Source organism: Argonema antarcticum A004/B2 (genome assembly GCF_023333585.1).
GTDB lineage: Bacteria > Cyanobacteriota > Cyanobacteriia > Cyanobacteriales > Aerosakkonemataceae > Argonema > Argonema antarcticum.
This window is the reverse complement of the sequence record NZ_JAIQZN010000004.1, coordinates 105,370-119,875: the sequence shown is the minus strand read 5'-3', so window position 1 is coordinate 119,875 and position 14,506 is coordinate 105,370. Positions and strand designations below refer to the sequence as shown.

14 protein-coding genes are annotated in these 14,506 nt (G+C 47.0%); 7 read left to right on the top strand and 7 right to left on the bottom strand.

All coding sequences use genetic code 11. From position 1 onward, the window contains the following. Positions 1-105: 105 nt before the first annotated feature. Both sir and LAY57_RS02990 read left to right on the top strand, forming a co-directional pair. Positions 106-2,133 (top strand): sulfite reductase, ferredoxin dependent, encoded by a 2,028-nt coding sequence (sir, locus tag LAY57_RS02995; RefSeq protein ID WP_249064805.1) that lies wholly within the window; start codon positions 106-108, stop codon positions 2,131-2,133. Between the two features lie 414 nt (positions 2,134-2,547). Continuing rightward, positions 2,548-4,593 (top strand): tetratricopeptide repeat protein, encoded by a 2,046-nt coding sequence (locus tag LAY57_RS02990; RefSeq protein WP_249064804.1) that lies wholly within the window; start codon positions 2,548-2,550, stop codon positions 4,591-4,593. Positions 4,594-4,660: 67 nt separating this feature from the next. Here the strand turns inward: LAY57_RS02990 and LAY57_RS02985 are convergent, their stop codons facing one another. Further along, positions 4,661-5,497, bottom strand: coding sequence for a pentapeptide repeat-containing protein (locus LAY57_RS02985; protein ID WP_249064803.1), 837 nt, complete (start codon positions 5,495-5,497; stop codon positions 4,661-4,663). A gap of 362 nt (positions 5,498-5,859) precedes the next feature. Here LAY57_RS02985 and ilvD point away from each other — a divergent pair, with 362 nt between their 5' ends. Both ilvD and LAY57_RS02975 read left to right on the top strand, forming a co-directional pair. After that, positions 5,860-7,545: a dihydroxy-acid dehydratase gene (ilvD, locus tag LAY57_RS02980; RefSeq protein WP_249064802.1), complete on the top strand. Its 1,686-nt coding sequence runs from the start codon at positions 5,860-5,862 to the stop codon at positions 7,543-7,545. 89 nt (positions 7,546-7,634) lie between these two features. Further along, positions 7,635-8,513, top strand: coding sequence for a hypothetical protein (locus LAY57_RS02975; protein WP_249064801.1), 879 nt, complete (start codon positions 7,635-7,637; stop codon positions 8,511-8,513). Between the two features lie 236 nt (positions 8,514-8,749). Here the strand turns inward: LAY57_RS02975 and LAY57_RS02970 are convergent, their stop codons facing one another. The 5 genes from LAY57_RS02970 to groES all read right to left on the bottom strand — a co-directional run bounded on the left by LAY57_RS02970 (position 8,750) and on the right by groES (position 12,166). Beyond that, positions 8,750-9,310, bottom strand: a complete 561-nt coding sequence (locus LAY57_RS02970) for a hypothetical protein (protein ID WP_249064800.1) — start codon at positions 9,308-9,310, stop codon at positions 8,750-8,752. A gap of 315 nt (positions 9,311-9,625) precedes the next feature. Continuing rightward, positions 9,626-9,841: a DUF6887 family protein gene (locus LAY57_RS02965; RefSeq protein ID WP_249064799.1), complete on the bottom strand. Its 216-nt coding sequence runs from the start codon at positions 9,839-9,841 to the stop codon at positions 9,626-9,628. Continuing rightward, positions 9,825-10,016: a DUF6888 family protein gene (locus LAY57_RS02960; protein WP_249064798.1), complete on the bottom strand. Its 192-nt coding sequence runs from the start codon at positions 10,014-10,016 to the stop codon at positions 9,825-9,827. Before LAY57_RS02960 ends, LAY57_RS02965 begins: the two co-directional genes overlap by 17 nt. Before the next feature lie 112 nt (positions 10,017-10,128). Next, entirely contained in the window at positions 10,129-11,769 is a 1,641-nt protein-coding gene (gene groL / locus LAY57_RS02955) for a chaperonin GroEL (protein ID WP_249064797.1), read from the bottom strand. An 85-nt stretch (positions 11,770-11,854) separates the two neighbouring features. After that, positions 11,855-12,166: a co-chaperone GroES gene (gene groES / locus LAY57_RS02950; RefSeq protein WP_249064796.1), complete on the bottom strand. Its 312-nt coding sequence runs from the start codon at positions 12,164-12,166 to the stop codon at positions 11,855-11,857. 182 nt (positions 12,167-12,348) lie between these two features. Between groES and LAY57_RS02945 the strand changes: the two genes are divergently transcribed. From LAY57_RS02945 to LAY57_RS02935, 3 genes are all read left to right on the top strand, one after another. Next, positions 12,349-12,510, top strand: coding sequence for a hypothetical protein (locus LAY57_RS02945; RefSeq protein WP_249064795.1), 162 nt, complete (start codon positions 12,349-12,351; stop codon positions 12,508-12,510). Between the two features lie 90 nt (positions 12,511-12,600). After that, the gene (locus tag LAY57_RS02940) at positions 12,601-13,041 is read left to right on the top strand and encodes a (2Fe-2S) ferredoxin domain-containing protein (RefSeq protein WP_249064794.1); all 441 of its coding nucleotides are present in this window, start codon (positions 12,601-12,603) and stop codon (positions 13,039-13,041) included. Positions 13,042-13,343: 302 nt separating this feature from the next. Next, positions 13,344-13,988, top strand: coding sequence for a response regulator transcription factor (locus tag LAY57_RS02935; protein ID WP_249064793.1), 645 nt, complete (start codon positions 13,344-13,346; stop codon positions 13,986-13,988). Positions 13,989-14,112: 124 nt separating this feature from the next. Here LAY57_RS02935 and LAY57_RS02930 read toward each other — a convergent pair whose 3' ends face one another. Next, positions 14,113-14,466 carry an NIL domain-containing protein gene (locus LAY57_RS02930; protein ID WP_249064792.1) on the bottom strand — a complete coding sequence of 118 codons (354 nt, stop codon included), beginning with the start codon at positions 14,464-14,466 and terminating at the stop codon, positions 14,113-14,115. Positions 14,467-14,506 lie beyond the last annotated feature (40 nt).

The following is a 14,506-nucleotide window of genomic DNA, read 5'->3' as shown; positions in this document are numbered from 1 at the left end:
GGAATATCGGTCTTCACAAAATCAGGGTTCAACCATCCAATCAGTCTGTGGCGGCAACGAACACCTGGTTAAAATACATAATTTAAACTCGCACTCACAGTTCCCATGACCCAGACTCCGACTCAAACTCCTCCGGTTCCCAAGCTTTCCAAAGTGGAAGGACTTAAAGAACGCAGTAATTATTTGCGGGAACCCGTTGCCACTGAGATACTGCAAGACACGAATAGTTTCACCGAAGACGCCACTCAGATTCTAAAGTTTCACGGGTCTTACCAGCAGGACAACCGCGATAATCGGGTTAAGGGTCAGGAGAAGGACTATCAGTTCATGCTGCGTACCCGCAGTCCGGGCGGCTTCATTCCGCCGCAGCTGTATCTTACCCTGGATCGGCTGAGCGGGGAATATGGAAACAATACCCTACGAGTAACCACCCGTCAAGGGTTTCAGCTGCACGGCATTTTAAAGAAAAATCTCAAAGCCACACTCGCTGCGATCATCAAAAGTATGGGGTCAACTTTGGGGGCTTGCGGCGACCTTAACCGCAACGTCATGGCACCACCGGCACCCTTTAAGAATAGCCAGGAATATAAATATGCCTGGGAGTACGCAGACAACATCGCTGACTTGCTAACTCCTCAGACTGGCGCTTACTACGAAATTTGGTTGGATGGGGAAAAATTTGTCACTGGGGAAGAAAACCCAGAAGCAGTAGCCGCAAGGCAGCGCAACGACAAAGGCACTAACTTCGAGGAAAAGGAAGAGCCGATTTACGGCCCTAACTATATGCCCCGGAAGTTCAAGTGTAGCGTCACCGTGCCGGGAGATAATTCGGTTGACCTGTTCTCTCAAGACCTCAGTTTAGTGGTAATTACCAATAACCGGGGAGAGTTAGAGGGATTTAACGTTTTCGCCGGTGGCGGACTGGGACGCACCCACAATAAAGAAGAGACTTTCCCGCGTCTAGCGGATGCAATTGGCTATGTGGCGAAGGAAGATGTCTATGACTTGGTGAAAGCGATCGTAGCCACACAGCGAGATAATGGCGATCGCACCGACAGGCGTCATGCGCGGATGAAATATCTGCTCGAAGACTGGGGCGTCGATAAATTCCGCACTACAGTAGAAGGCTACTTTGGCAAACAGATCCAACCCTTAAAGCCGCTGCCAGAATGGAAATATCTAGACTTCCTGGGTTGGCAAGAACAGGGAGATGGCAAGCTTTTTGTGGGGATTTCGATCGAAAATGGCCGCGTCAAAGATGAAGGCAACCTGAAACTCAGAAGCGCCCTGCGGGAAATAGTACAGAAATTTCAGCTGCCCATTCGCCTGACACCCCATCAAAATCTGATTATCTGCGATATCGCACCAGGGCAGAAGCGGGAAATTCAGCAGATTCTCGATCGCAGCGGTGTCAAAATGGAGTCAGAACTCGACCCGCTCGTGCGTTACTCAATGGCTTGTCCTGCGCTACCCACGTGCGGTTTGGCAACCACCGAATCGGAACGAGCTATGCCCGGTATCCTGGAGCGAATTCGGGCCCTGCTAGTCAAAGTAGGATTGTCAGAAGAACACTTCGTCGTGCGGATGACAGGTTGCCCCAACGGCTGCGCTCGTCCTTATCTGGCCGAACTCGGCTTCGTCGGCAGATCTCCAAACGTTTACCAACTTTGGCTGGGTGCTGACCCCCATCAGACTCGTTTGGCAGAACCTTACATCGAGAAGTTGGATATCCAGAATCTCGAAGCAACCTTAGAACCGCTGTTTGTTTATTTCAAGAAAGAACAACAAAAGCCGGAAAAATCCGAAAGTTTTGGCGACTTTTGTCATAGAGTAGGTTTAGAGGCGCTTAGAACCTTTACTGCTACCTACGAATCAGCGCCAGTTACGCTAGAGTTAACCAACGGTCATTCTGCTTCTTCTTTTATGGGCGAGACTATAGTCGAGACACTTTCGGAGACACCTTCGGAAACCACAGCTGCTGTTACTAAAATTCGGCGTCGCGTCACAGTTCGCGATGATGTTTATCAACGTCTTAAGGAAATTGCCGTCAGTCAAGGCAAGCCTGTCGTTGAGTTAGCAACCGAGGCGATCGAAGCGTATTTAAACGCTAATTCAGACTCACAGCCCTCGTGAAGGGTCACCCCGACGCGAAACGTTACCGGCACTACGCCTTCTAGGCACGATCGCTTTAACCTGTAAAGCGATCGCCCAGAAGCCTTGTTGCACCGTTACCAGGCGATCGCTACATTTATCTTAGATGTGGCGATCGGAGGCTAGGGCAGAGGGGAGGGGGTAAGAAGGGGCAGAATTTAAAATTTTAGATTTCAGATTTCAAATTGAAATAAAATCTAAAATCTAAAATTCCCCTATACTTCCCTCTTTCCTACTCCCCAATCTAAAATCTAAAATCTAAAATCTAAAATTGAAAGAGTCTTTAAGCTAACACGCATCTAATTCGGATATTTCTAATCCGGCAATCAAACCTTCAATTCCTCTCCCACTCCCCCACTCCCCCACTCTCCCACTCCCGCTAAACATACAAATTAAATGCGTAGCAGCTTATTAACTGCTCTCCAACATTATCAAGCTGGTCGGTTATCTCAAGCCGAGCAGATATATAGCCAAATTCTACAAAAAGAGCCATATAATATCGACGCGCTCCAATTACTTGGGATAACAGCCACTGGACTTGGTAAACACGAGCTAGCCATTGAATGTTTTCGCAAAGCGATCGAAGTTGCGCCTGGAGTGGCAGACTTTCATTACAATTTGGGCATGGCGCTGCAAGAGCAGAATCGTGTCGAGGAAGCTCTAGTCTGCTACCAACAAACTTTGGCACTCGAACCAAATCATGCTGGAGCGTACTACAATCTGGGCAAGGCGCTGCAAGAACAAGGTCGGTTGCCAGAAGCAACCGCTTGCTACCAGCAAGCTATATTGCTCGAACCAAACTATGCCGAACTTCACAATCGCCTGGGAATCGTCCTTCAAGAACAAGGATTATTGGCAGAGGCAACTACTTATTACAATCAAGCCTTGACTATCGATCCAAATTATGATGACGCTTATAGCAATTTGGGCAGTGTATGGTTAGGGCAAGGTGAGCTAGAAGAAGCCATTATCTGCTATCAGCAAGCCTTAGCGCTCAAACCAGATGATGCCCTACTTTATAATAACTTGGGCGGTGCTATGTACAAACAGCGTCGCCTAGTAGAAGCTGTTGATTGCTATCAGAAAGCTTTGGTTCAGGAACCAGATAATCCTGTACTTTACAGCAACTTGGGCGTTACGCTTAAAGATTTGGGAAAGCTAGAAGAAGCTATTACTTGCTATCGACAAGCCTTAGCCCTCGATCCAAACTATGCCGAAGCTTACAGCAACTTGGGCGGCGTGATGAAACAGCAGAAGCAGTTACAGGAAGCTCTAGCCTGCTACCGTCAAGCTTTGGCTTTAAATCCTCACCAGGCAGAGTTTTATAATAACTTGGGCAATGCGTTGGAGGATGGGGGGGAGATAGAGGAAGCTCTAGTCTGCTATCGTCAAGCCTTAGCTCTGAATCCCAAGCTAGCAATGACCCAGAACAACCTAGCCCATGCACTTCTATTTCAAGGCAAGGTAGAAAAGGCAATAGCCTACTTGCAACCCAACAGCCAACTCAATCCGAGCGATCGCTTTAGTAGAGCTTATCTCCTACTGCTGGCGGGGGATTTACAGCGTGGATTTGCCGAGTACGAGAGCCGCTGGTTAGGGGGAGAAACGCCGCCTCGTCAGTTTCCTCAGCCTTTGTGGGATGGATCTCGCCTCGAAGGTCGAACGATTCTACTCCACGCCGAGCAAGGGTTAGGAGATACGATTCAGTTTATTCGTTATGCTCCTTTAGTAGCAGCTTATGGTGGTCGCCTGATAGTGGATTGTCCGCGATCGCTGATTCGCTTGTTGGAGAGTATTTCCTGTATCGATCGACTAATCGTACAGGATACTACTTTGCCTGAATTTGACGTTCACGCACCATTAATGAGCTTACCGTGGATATTGGGTACAACCTTGGAAAACGTACCCGCACAAATTCCCTATCTAGCACCGCCGGAATCTTCTATTGAACTGGAAATTCCTTCTGAAAGTAAACTGAAAGTGGGAATTGTCTGGGCAACCTACTCTAGCGGTAAGACTGCCGAGTTGCGATCGTCTCCCCTCTCTCACTTCCTCAAACTGACAGATATACCGGGAATTGCATTTTACAGCCTTGAAAAAGACCCCCAAGAACAAGATCTAATCCTATTGCGGCAAACAGCCTGCGTGCAAAATTTGAGTCATCTGCTCAACGACTTCGCCGACACAGCTGCGATCGTAGCGCAGTTGGATTTAGTCATCACCATAGACACATCTGTTGCTCATTTAGCTGGAGCTTTGGGTAAACAAGTTTGGGTATTGCTGCCTTTTGACTCGGATTGGCGTTGGATGCTTCACCGACAGGACAGTCCCTGGTATCCGACCATGCGACTATTTCGTCAGCCACAACCCGGAGACTGGCAGAGCTTATTCGTGCTGGTAACTCAAACCCTGCGAAATTTAGCCAATATAGCAAAGTGCTGAGTGCTTTGACTTTTGACTTTTGACTTTTGACTTTTGAGATGATGCACCCTTAATATTTGAGAAAAAGTTACTCGTGACCTCTGCCATCGGGCATAATTGCCCCTTGGAGTTCGGCACCGTGTAGATTAGCCCGATTTAGATTGGCATCAATCAATATAGCCTCGCTCAAGATAGCTCCCGTCATGTTAGACCAGCCGAGTTTCGCCCGGAAGAGATTAGCACCCCGAAAATTAGTCCCGCGCAGAGTTGCCCAACTTATGGTTGCTCCCCTCATATTGGCTTGGCTTAGGTTAGCACCAGTCAAATTGGCTCCACTCAGTTTTGCTCGGCTCAAGTCTGCCCCAGTCAGGTTAGTCCCCTCCAGAACCGCTCCAATAAGGATGGCACTTATAAGGTGGGCTTTCTCTAGGTTGGCTCCGCTCAAGATGGCATTCGTCAAGATAGCTCCGTCTAAGATGGCTCCACTCAGGTTGGCGTCAATCAGATAGGCCCGATTCATGGGTGCGTCAATTAGTTTAGCCCCACTCAGGTTGGCTCCCCGCATTTGAGCTTCGCTCAGAATAGCTTCGCTCAGATTAGCCCCACTCAGGTTGGCGTTCTCCAAGTTGGCTCCCCGCAAGCTCGCTTCGCTCAGATTAGCTTCACTCAAGTTGGCTCCATTCAGGTTGGCTGCAATCAGATTAGCTTCGCTCAAATTAGCTTGCAGGTTGGCTCCCCGCAGGTTGGCTTCCCGCAGATTTACACTAATTAGGGAGGCTCCCTTCAAATTCGCTCCACTTAGGTCTGCCCCACGTAAGTTGACCCCGCTCAGGTCAACGCCGATCAGAGATACTCCCCGTAGATTGGTTTCCCAAAAATCTCTCTCACCGGCAGCATATCGTCTCAGCAATTCATTGGCATCCATACTATATTTCTCATCGTGACTTTATATCTAGAGGGGAAGCGATCGCTTTTGGACATTCCCTCGTGCCAAGGAGGGTTTGCTCAAATAAATGCTTTGCCCGTACTGCTTATAGTTTGTTCCATTCATCATCCCAAATGACACAAGGTTTTGTTAAAGTCTTTTATTTTCGGCTACGCAAACCACGTTCCTTCTGAGAAAATCAAAAACAAGAGGGGTCATTGGTCATTGGTCTTTGGTCTTTGGTCGGTGGTTATTGGTTAGTGGGTAATGCGTTCTAACAACTAACGACTAACAAAGTCCTTTTGACAATTGACTTTTGACAAATAACAAATGACTAATGACTAATGACAAGGGAAAACACAATGCCGGATAATCTCAAAAGCCAAGTTGTTACCCAAGGGGCACAGCGGACGCCTAACCGGGCCATGCTACGTGCGGTTGGTTTTGGCGATCGCGACTTCACTAAACCTATTGTCGGTCTTGCGAACGGGTATAGCACGATCACCCCTTGCAATATCGGCATAAATCAGCTAGCTATTCGCGCCGAAGCTGGTATTCGCGCTGCCGATGCGATGCCTCAGATGTTCGGTACGATCACGATCAGCGATGGCATTTCGATGGGAACTGAAGGGATGAAGTATTCCTTGGTATCGCGGGAAGTAATTGCTGACTCGATCGAAACAGTCTGTAACGGCCAAAGTATGGATGGGGTGCTGGCAATTGGCGGTTGCGACAAAAATATGCCGGGGGCGATGATTGCGATCGCTCGCCTGAATATCCCCGCTATATTCGTCTATGGCGGTACGATTAAACCCGGTCATCACAACGGACGCGACCTTACGGTTGTCAGCGCTTTTGAAGCTGTGGGGCAATACAGCGCTGGTAAAATTGATGCCAAGGAACTGCTGGAGGTGGAGCGCAAAGCTTGTCCCGGTGCCGGTTCCTGCGGCGGTATGTACACGGCGAATACCATGTCTTCTGCTTTTGAAGCAATGGGCATGAGTCTGCCCTATTCCTCGACTATGGCAGCTGAAGATGCCGAAAAAGCAGAAAGTGCGGAAAAATCTGCTTTTGTTTTGGTGGAAGCAATTCGCAAACAACTCTTGCCCCTTGACATTATCACCCGCAAAGCCTTTGAAAATGCTATTTCTACGATCATGGCCGTGGGTGGTTCGACGAATGCGGTGCTGCACTTGCTGGCTCTAGCTCATTCTGCTGGTGTCGAATTATGCCTGGATGACTTTGAAACTATTCGCGCCCGCGTACCCGTCCTGTGCGATTTAAAACCATCTGGCAAATATGTGGCGACCGACTTACACAAAGCTGGCGGTATTCCCCAAGTAATGAAAATGTTGCTGGTACACGACCTGCTGCATGGCGACGCCCTCACCATCACGGGAAAAACAGTTGCTGAAGTGTTGGCAGATGTTCCCGATGAACCACCAGCAGACCAAGATGTCATCCGTCCTTGGCATAACCCGATTTATTCTCAGGGACACTTAGCAATCTTGAGAGGAAATTTGGCAACAGAAGGTGCTGTAGCAAAAATTACTGGCATCAAAAAGTCCCAAATCACCGGCCCAGCACGGGTGTTTGAATCTGAGGAATCCTGTTTAGAGGCAATTTTAGCTAATCAAATCAAACCAGGGGATGTCATTGTCATCCGCTACGAAGGGCCGAAGGGTGGCCCCGGAATGCGGGAAATGCTAGCCCCCACATCGGCAATTATCGGTGCTGGATTGGGAGATTCCGTAGGATTGATTACCGATGGACGGTTTTCTGGTGGCACTTATGGTATGGTAGTCGGTCACGTAGCACCAGAAGCAGCTGTGGGAGGTGCGATCGCTCTTGTCAAGGAAGGCGATATCATCACAATTGATGCCAATGCGCGATCGTTGCACCTTGACGTATCCAATGAAGAATTAGAACACCGCCGCGCTGAGTGGCAACCACCCAAACCCCGTTATACGATGGGTGTATTGGCAAAATATGCCAAATTGGTATCTTCCAGCAGTGTGGGTGCCGTAACCGATTTAGGCTTAGTTTAAGCCGCTAGATAGATGCAATTCAGTTGCATTTGCACCTCGATCGCATCTAGAAAAATAAACTACAGAGATTGCAGATTGCAGATTGCAGATTGCAGATTGAAAAAAGCAATTTTCAATTTGCAATCTCAAATCTGAAATTTGAAATTATCGCAGAGGGGAACATGGCAATGGAAGTAGGTTTGTCTCAGGAGGTTCTGAAAAACTTTCATCAGATTAAAGATTTTTCGACAGAAGTCACTCGCAACGCAGTTAATACCGTAACTCAAAGCGTCGATCGAACATTAAATAGCGTTAGCGAAACAACACAAAACGCGAAAACTTCCTTGACTGAAACTGCTGCTAAGGCAGTCAATATGTTTAATGAAGCAACTAGCCAAACAATCGATACTGTTACCAAAACAGCAGAACAGGCGCAAGATAAAATAACTCAAACCGCAGTTAATGCGCTTAATAATGTCACTTCAACAACCAAAAATACCTCTACAGGCATTGAAAATTCTCTGAGTACTTTTATGAATCAACATTTGCATGGCGTCAGAGGATGGATTGATTCTCATCCAGTCATGTCCTGGGCAACACAAGTGTTAGCTTGGGGAATTAGCCACCCTATTCTCAGCGTAATTATTATCATTTCAAGTATTTTTATTATACGCCAATTCATCAAAGCGCTTAGTCAGTTTATACAGCAAATTTTCTTATATATATTACAAGCACCTTTCAAACTTGGTCAACTTATTTTAGGATTGTGCTTAAAAGTATTCGGTTATTTGCCTTTCATTGGAAATACGCTCAAGCAATCTGAAGGAAATGTCCTGGCTTTAAATACTTCCATTCCCGCAACAGTTAGTCAGAATAATAAAGAACGACTAGCGTACATCTTGAATAGGTTAGAAGCAATTAGACAAGAGCAAAACCAGCTTTTGCAGGAAGTAACCGCGATACTGGCATCAAACGAAAATTCTCGTTAGGCTGACGACTGAAGTCGCGGCTACACAGGCAAAGCCCACCTTCGCGGACTAATAATCAAAAGAGTATCAGAGCCGGATTTGGAATGATATCATGCCCTTAAGCATCGATTACCTAAAAAATTCATTTTCTTATTCTTATCTGTGTTCATCTGTGTTAATCTGTCTTCATCTGTGGTAAAAATTTAACCACCGATGACAACAGACAACTTAACTATATCAATCATGTAACCAGACAATCAAAGCAAACGGAACGAGTTGAGAAACCTTTCGGTATTTTCAGATTCAGAGGTCATTCCCACGACAACATACAGCCGCTTCTTCACCATATATACCCTAGCTTTGCCAGGAGTACCATCGCTGAGAGTAAATTCAAACTCTTTTCCAGGATTGTCATCAATTGAAATGCTTCTAGTTCCTAACAACTTAGCTTCAGCCCCTTTAGCAAAATCAGCAGGAGTACCATCCAAAAGTTCTTGAATTTCTTCGGCACTCAATTCATCTGCATTAGGAATATCGGTGTAGTGAACTAAGAAAGCCGCTTTTTCCAGAGAAAGAGTGTATGAGTATTCGACTGAGCCATCGTCGCTGGTTTCGCTCTCCTCTTTAGGCGTACCGGGCATCAAGACAGCAAACCCGCCTGAAGCCGAAGAGAACTCGCTCCAATCGGATTGAGCTACCAAAACTGACGGTTGGATTGCCCCTAACTGTCTGAATTGGAGGGTATTTTCCGCTCTGACGGTCGTTGCTAGGCAGAGAGGAACGGCGAGAATGGAGGTAGCTAGAAATTTAAATTTCATGTTTAGAGTGGCTCCAGAGTCCGTTGACAGCCTTTTATAGAGGATACACTGATAGCGATGCCAAATTCGTATATTGCTAACTATTTCTGGTTGTACGACAAAACAGAGTAGATTATTTCTGCCGACTATCCTTTAGTGGTAGCTACGTAGTCAACTTACGCGATTGTCATCTTCTTCAAAAATAGGCAACCAATCCGGCTCCCAAAAATCTACATTCTCTATTAATATCATGTCCGGTGGCATCGGTTGTCTAAAAAAAATAACTCTCTTATCTGTGTTCATCTGTGTTCATCTGTCTTCATCTGTGGTTAAAATTTAACTCTCGACTTCTTCATTGCTTCCCAATTTTCTCTTAAGTATCTCTTCCATGATCTGGAAATCTTGATCGGTTTGGGGGTATGGATATTTCGGACTATTAGGATTACTCCGCTTAATCAAAGCCTCGATCGCATCATCATCCTCTCGATGAGTTAAGATATAAGCTCTCAATTCTTGACGAGTCATATTATAAAACTCAGGCTTCTTCATCATTAAAACTCCACTGACCATCAGCAAAGATTAGAATTTCTAAGCTCTCAGTTACACCAGCAAGGATAAATACCGTTTTAGTGTTCTGATTGTATCGGAAGACATGAATAGGCTGATACCCATTAGAGAGCATTTGGGATACTCTGACGCAGGTAAAAGCCTGTTCGACGGTAGGCATAATTAATACTTTTATACTAGCAAGTACCACAATACCTTAAAAAAAACAGCTGCTTCCTAGTGGAAGCGGCTGTTTTGATAATTAGGTGGGCATTGCCCACCCTACAGAAGATTTAGTAATCGTAGTCGCCGCCACCCATACCAGCGCCAGCGCCAGCGCCAGCACCTTCTTTAGGTTCGGGCTTGTCAACCACGATGCACTCGGTAGTCAGCACCATACCTGCGATCGAAGCGGCATTTTGCAGAGCGGAACGAGTCACCTTGGCGGGGTCAACGATACCAGCATCAAACATATCGACGAATTCGCCTTTGGCAGCATCGTAACCAACGTTGAAGTCCTTCTCTTTGACGCGCTCAGCGATGACAGCACCGTTTTGACCGGCGTTTTCAGCAATCCGCTTCAGAGGCGCAGACAGCGCACGGGAAACAATCAAAGCACCAGTCAACTCTTCATTTTTGAGATTTTCGTTGGCCCAAGCTTCTACTTGAGGTGCCAGGTGAGCCAGAGTCGTACCGCCGCCAGGGACGATACCTTCTTCTACGGCTGCTTTGGTGGCGTTGATGGCATCTTCCAGGCGCAGCTTGCGATCCTTCATTTCGGTTTCGGTAGCAGCACCAACCTTAATTACGGCTACACCACCAGCGAGTTTAGCAAGACGCTCTTGCAGTTTTTCCTTGTCGTAAGAAGAATCGGTTTCTTCCATTTGACGGCGGATTTGTTCGCAACGAGCTTTGACGGCTTTTTCGTTGCCTTCGGCGACGATGGTGGTGCTATCTTTGGTGATGGTGATGCGACGGGCTTTACCCAGCATATCCAGCTTGGTGCTTTCCAGCTTCAGACCGGCATCTTCGGTGATCATTTGACCGCCGGTGAGGACGGCGATGTCTTCCAGCATAGCCTTGCGGCGATCGCCAAAACCAGGAGCCTTGACAGCAGCTACGTTCAGCACGCCACGCAAGCGGTTGACTACCAGAGTAGCCAGAGCTTCTTTTTCGATATCTTCTGCGATAATCAGCAGAGGACGACCAGAACGAGCCACTTGCTCTAGTACTGGCACCAAGTCTTGCACTAGGGCAATCTTTTTGTCTGTCAGCAGGATGAAAGGCTCATCTAGAATTGCTTCCATCCGTTCGGCGTCGGTAGCGAAGTAGGGAGAGATGTAGCCTTTGTCAAAGCGCATCCCTTCGGTGATTTCTAGTTCGGTAGTCATGGACTTCCCTTCTTCCAGGGAAATCACGCCTTCTTTGCCTACTTTGTCCATCGCTTCGGCAATCATCCGTCCGACTTCTTCGTCGTTGCCAGCAGAGATTGTGCCAACTTGGGCAATAGCTTTAGAATCTTCTACTTGACGGGCGTGTTGGGCAATTTTTTCAACTAGGAAGTTGGTAGCTTTGTCGATACCGCGCTTCAGGACAATGGCATTAGCACCGGCGGCGACGTTACGCAGCCCTTCTTTTACTATTGCATGGGCTAGTACGGTAGCGGTTGTGGTGCCATCACCGGCGGCGTCATTAGTCTTGGAAGCTGCTTGACGGATTAGTGCTACGCCGGTATTTTCAACGTGGTCTTCCAGTTCAATTTCTTTAGCGATCGTAACGCCATCATTGACAATCTGAGGTGCGCCGAATTTCTTCTCCAGCACGACGTTGCGGCCTTTTGGCCCCAGGGTGACGGCCACGGCTTCGGCCAGAATATCCATACCCCTTTCTAGGGCACGACGAGCGTTTTCGTTGTATATGATGCGCTTAGCCATAGTTTTGAACGATTTTGGATTTTAGATTTGGGATTTTGGATTAACTCAGCACTGAGTACTCAGCACTCAGTACTTAAAAAGGCATTTAGGAAACGACGGCGAGAATGTCTTTTTCTGAGAGGAGAACGTATTCTTCGGTGCCAAGTTTGATGTCTGTGCCAGCGTACTTAGAGTAGAGAACTTTGTCGCCGATTTTCACTTCCATTTCTTGACGTGCGCCGTCATCATTGCGCTTGCCTGGGCCAACTTGAACAACTTCTCCGACTTGGGGTTTTTCTTTGGCGGTTTCGGGCAAATACAGCCCACCGGCGGTCTTTTCCTCGGAGGGACTAACTTTCACAAAGACGCGCTCGCCTAGTGGTTTAACGGTTGAAACGCTCAGAGATACTGCTGCCATAGGAAATTTTCTCCAACTATAGTTTGCGATCGATCAAAAGGTCATTGGTCAAAAGATTATATTTTTACCCATGCCTCTGCTCTCAACTTGAGTTTAGCACTCTCATCTCCTGAGTGCTAATTTAAACGAGATGGAGTGCGATCGCAACAAATTTCTTTGTACGGGTTCCCGAACTTACCAAAGTGGTTAGTGGTCAGTGGTCAGTGGTCAGTTGTCAGTGGTCAGTTGTCAGTGGTCAGTGGTCAGTGGTCAGTGGTCAGTTGTTAGTGGTCAGTTGTCAGTTGTCAGTTGTCAGTTGTCAGTTGTCATTCTCCCCCGCTCCCCCACTCTCCCACTCTCCCTAGCCCCTTTTTGACTTTCCCCTACTGCCAGATGCGTAAATCGTGATTTGGAGAGACAATCATTTGAGGGGATTAATGGACGATCGCACTACAATGACAGAAAACTCAGTAGCTTTGGCAGATGAAGCGTCAGACAACAATGCCTTCGCAGCTTGCGTGCAAACCTTGGGACTGGGCCAAATTCAACGGCATATTTTTATCTGTGCAGACCAAACCAAACCCGAATGTTGCTCCCAGTCAGCGGGTTTGGAATCTTGGAACTACCTGAAAAAACGGCTAAAAGAATTAAAACTCGAAAAGCCAACACCCACTAGGCCCAGCTGCATCTTTCGCACCAAAGCGAACTGCTTGCGAGTTTGTGCCCAAGGGCCAATCTTAGTAGTTTACCCGGATGGCGTTTGGTATCGCAACGCGACGCCTGAAGTCATTGAGCGAATTATCCAAGAGCATCTGATTGGCTCACGGGTCGTCGAAGAATACGCCTTTTTAACCCATCCTTTGCCAGAACCTTCTACAATCTCAACAGAAAGTTGACTTAGCCCACAGACCTTCAAGGAAGAGAGCGTGCGATCGATCCCATCCGTAGAAGGGGTAGTTATTTTTTACTGGACTTATGTAAACTTTCCATATTATCATTGCAATTAAACACCCTACTTACGTATTACTACTAGACTTACTTCTGTTTTCTGAGTAGTGCTGATTTCCAGTGCCGTATGACAGTTGTTACCTTACTCACAAGTTATACGCAACAGCCGGTTCAGCCAAATTTTAGACAACACGAGGTGAGACAATTTGTAAACTCGATCGACTTACTCGCAATGGACCAGTGGCACAGCATGAAAGAAACTCGCCTCAGAGATGCAAAACGACTGCTACTGATAGACGATGACCCCAACCTAATCCTGCTAGTCAAGGATTACCTGGAATTTCGGGGATACGAAGTGCTTACCGCAGAAAATGGTCGGCAAGCACTGGAATTGCTCGAAACGGACAAAGCTCACCTGATTATCTGCGATGTGATGATGCCGGAGATGGACGGCTATACCTTCGTGAAGCACGTGAGAGAAAATCCAGAATCCAGCTGGATTCCGGTTCTATTCCTTTCGGCAAAAGGTCAAAGCTCCGATAAGGTCAAAGGTCTGAACACGGGAGCAGATGTCTATATGGTTAAACCATTTGAGCCAGAAGAATTAGTAGCTCAAGTGGAATCTTCCCTCAAGCATACCGAGCGGCTCATAGCTCACCACGCCAAAGGAGAAGATGGCCAGAAAATCCAAGTTCCCTTCGATGTGCAGTTAACGACAACCGAACTAAAAGTGGTACAGCACGTAGCGCGGGGTCTATCCAACCGGGAAATTGCCGACGAACTAGGTGTGAGTCAGCGCACGGTAGAAAGCCACGTTTCTAATATGCTGGGTAAAACAGGTCTGCATAACCGCACAGAACTAGCACGTTGGGCAATTGAAAACAGCATGGCCTAAATCTAGCCAAAGGTTTGAGTTTGGCGAGCAATGCTCAAGCAAACAACCCATACTGCACCAAACTCGTCCACTACTTTGGCATTAGTCGCAATTAAGGCATCTACCAAGTCTCATTGCTGAACTTTTACCAACTGTCTTCGTGAGAACTGGAATCGTGCCAGACTTCGAGATCCAAATCATTAATGTAAATTAAAGCACTGCTAATTTGTTGAGGAGTGCCTTTGAGATCCAAGTCAAACCAGCCATCATCCCTTGCGTTTGCTGAAAGTAAAGCGGCAGCAATATTCACTGTGACGCCGTGCTGAGAAATCAACCGGGAAATGACTGGTTCCTGATGATAATCTTTGGGAATGCGAAGTCGAATGCGAATTTGCGTCAGCCTACGATCATCAGGAGAAGTTTGAAAATCTGCTTCCTTGCTGAGGTCAGTTGTGTTAAATTGCTCTAACAGGCTATCGTTGCTATTTTCAATTATCATTTTAGCCTCCGTAATGGGTAAGTAAGTAATTTCTGATTTA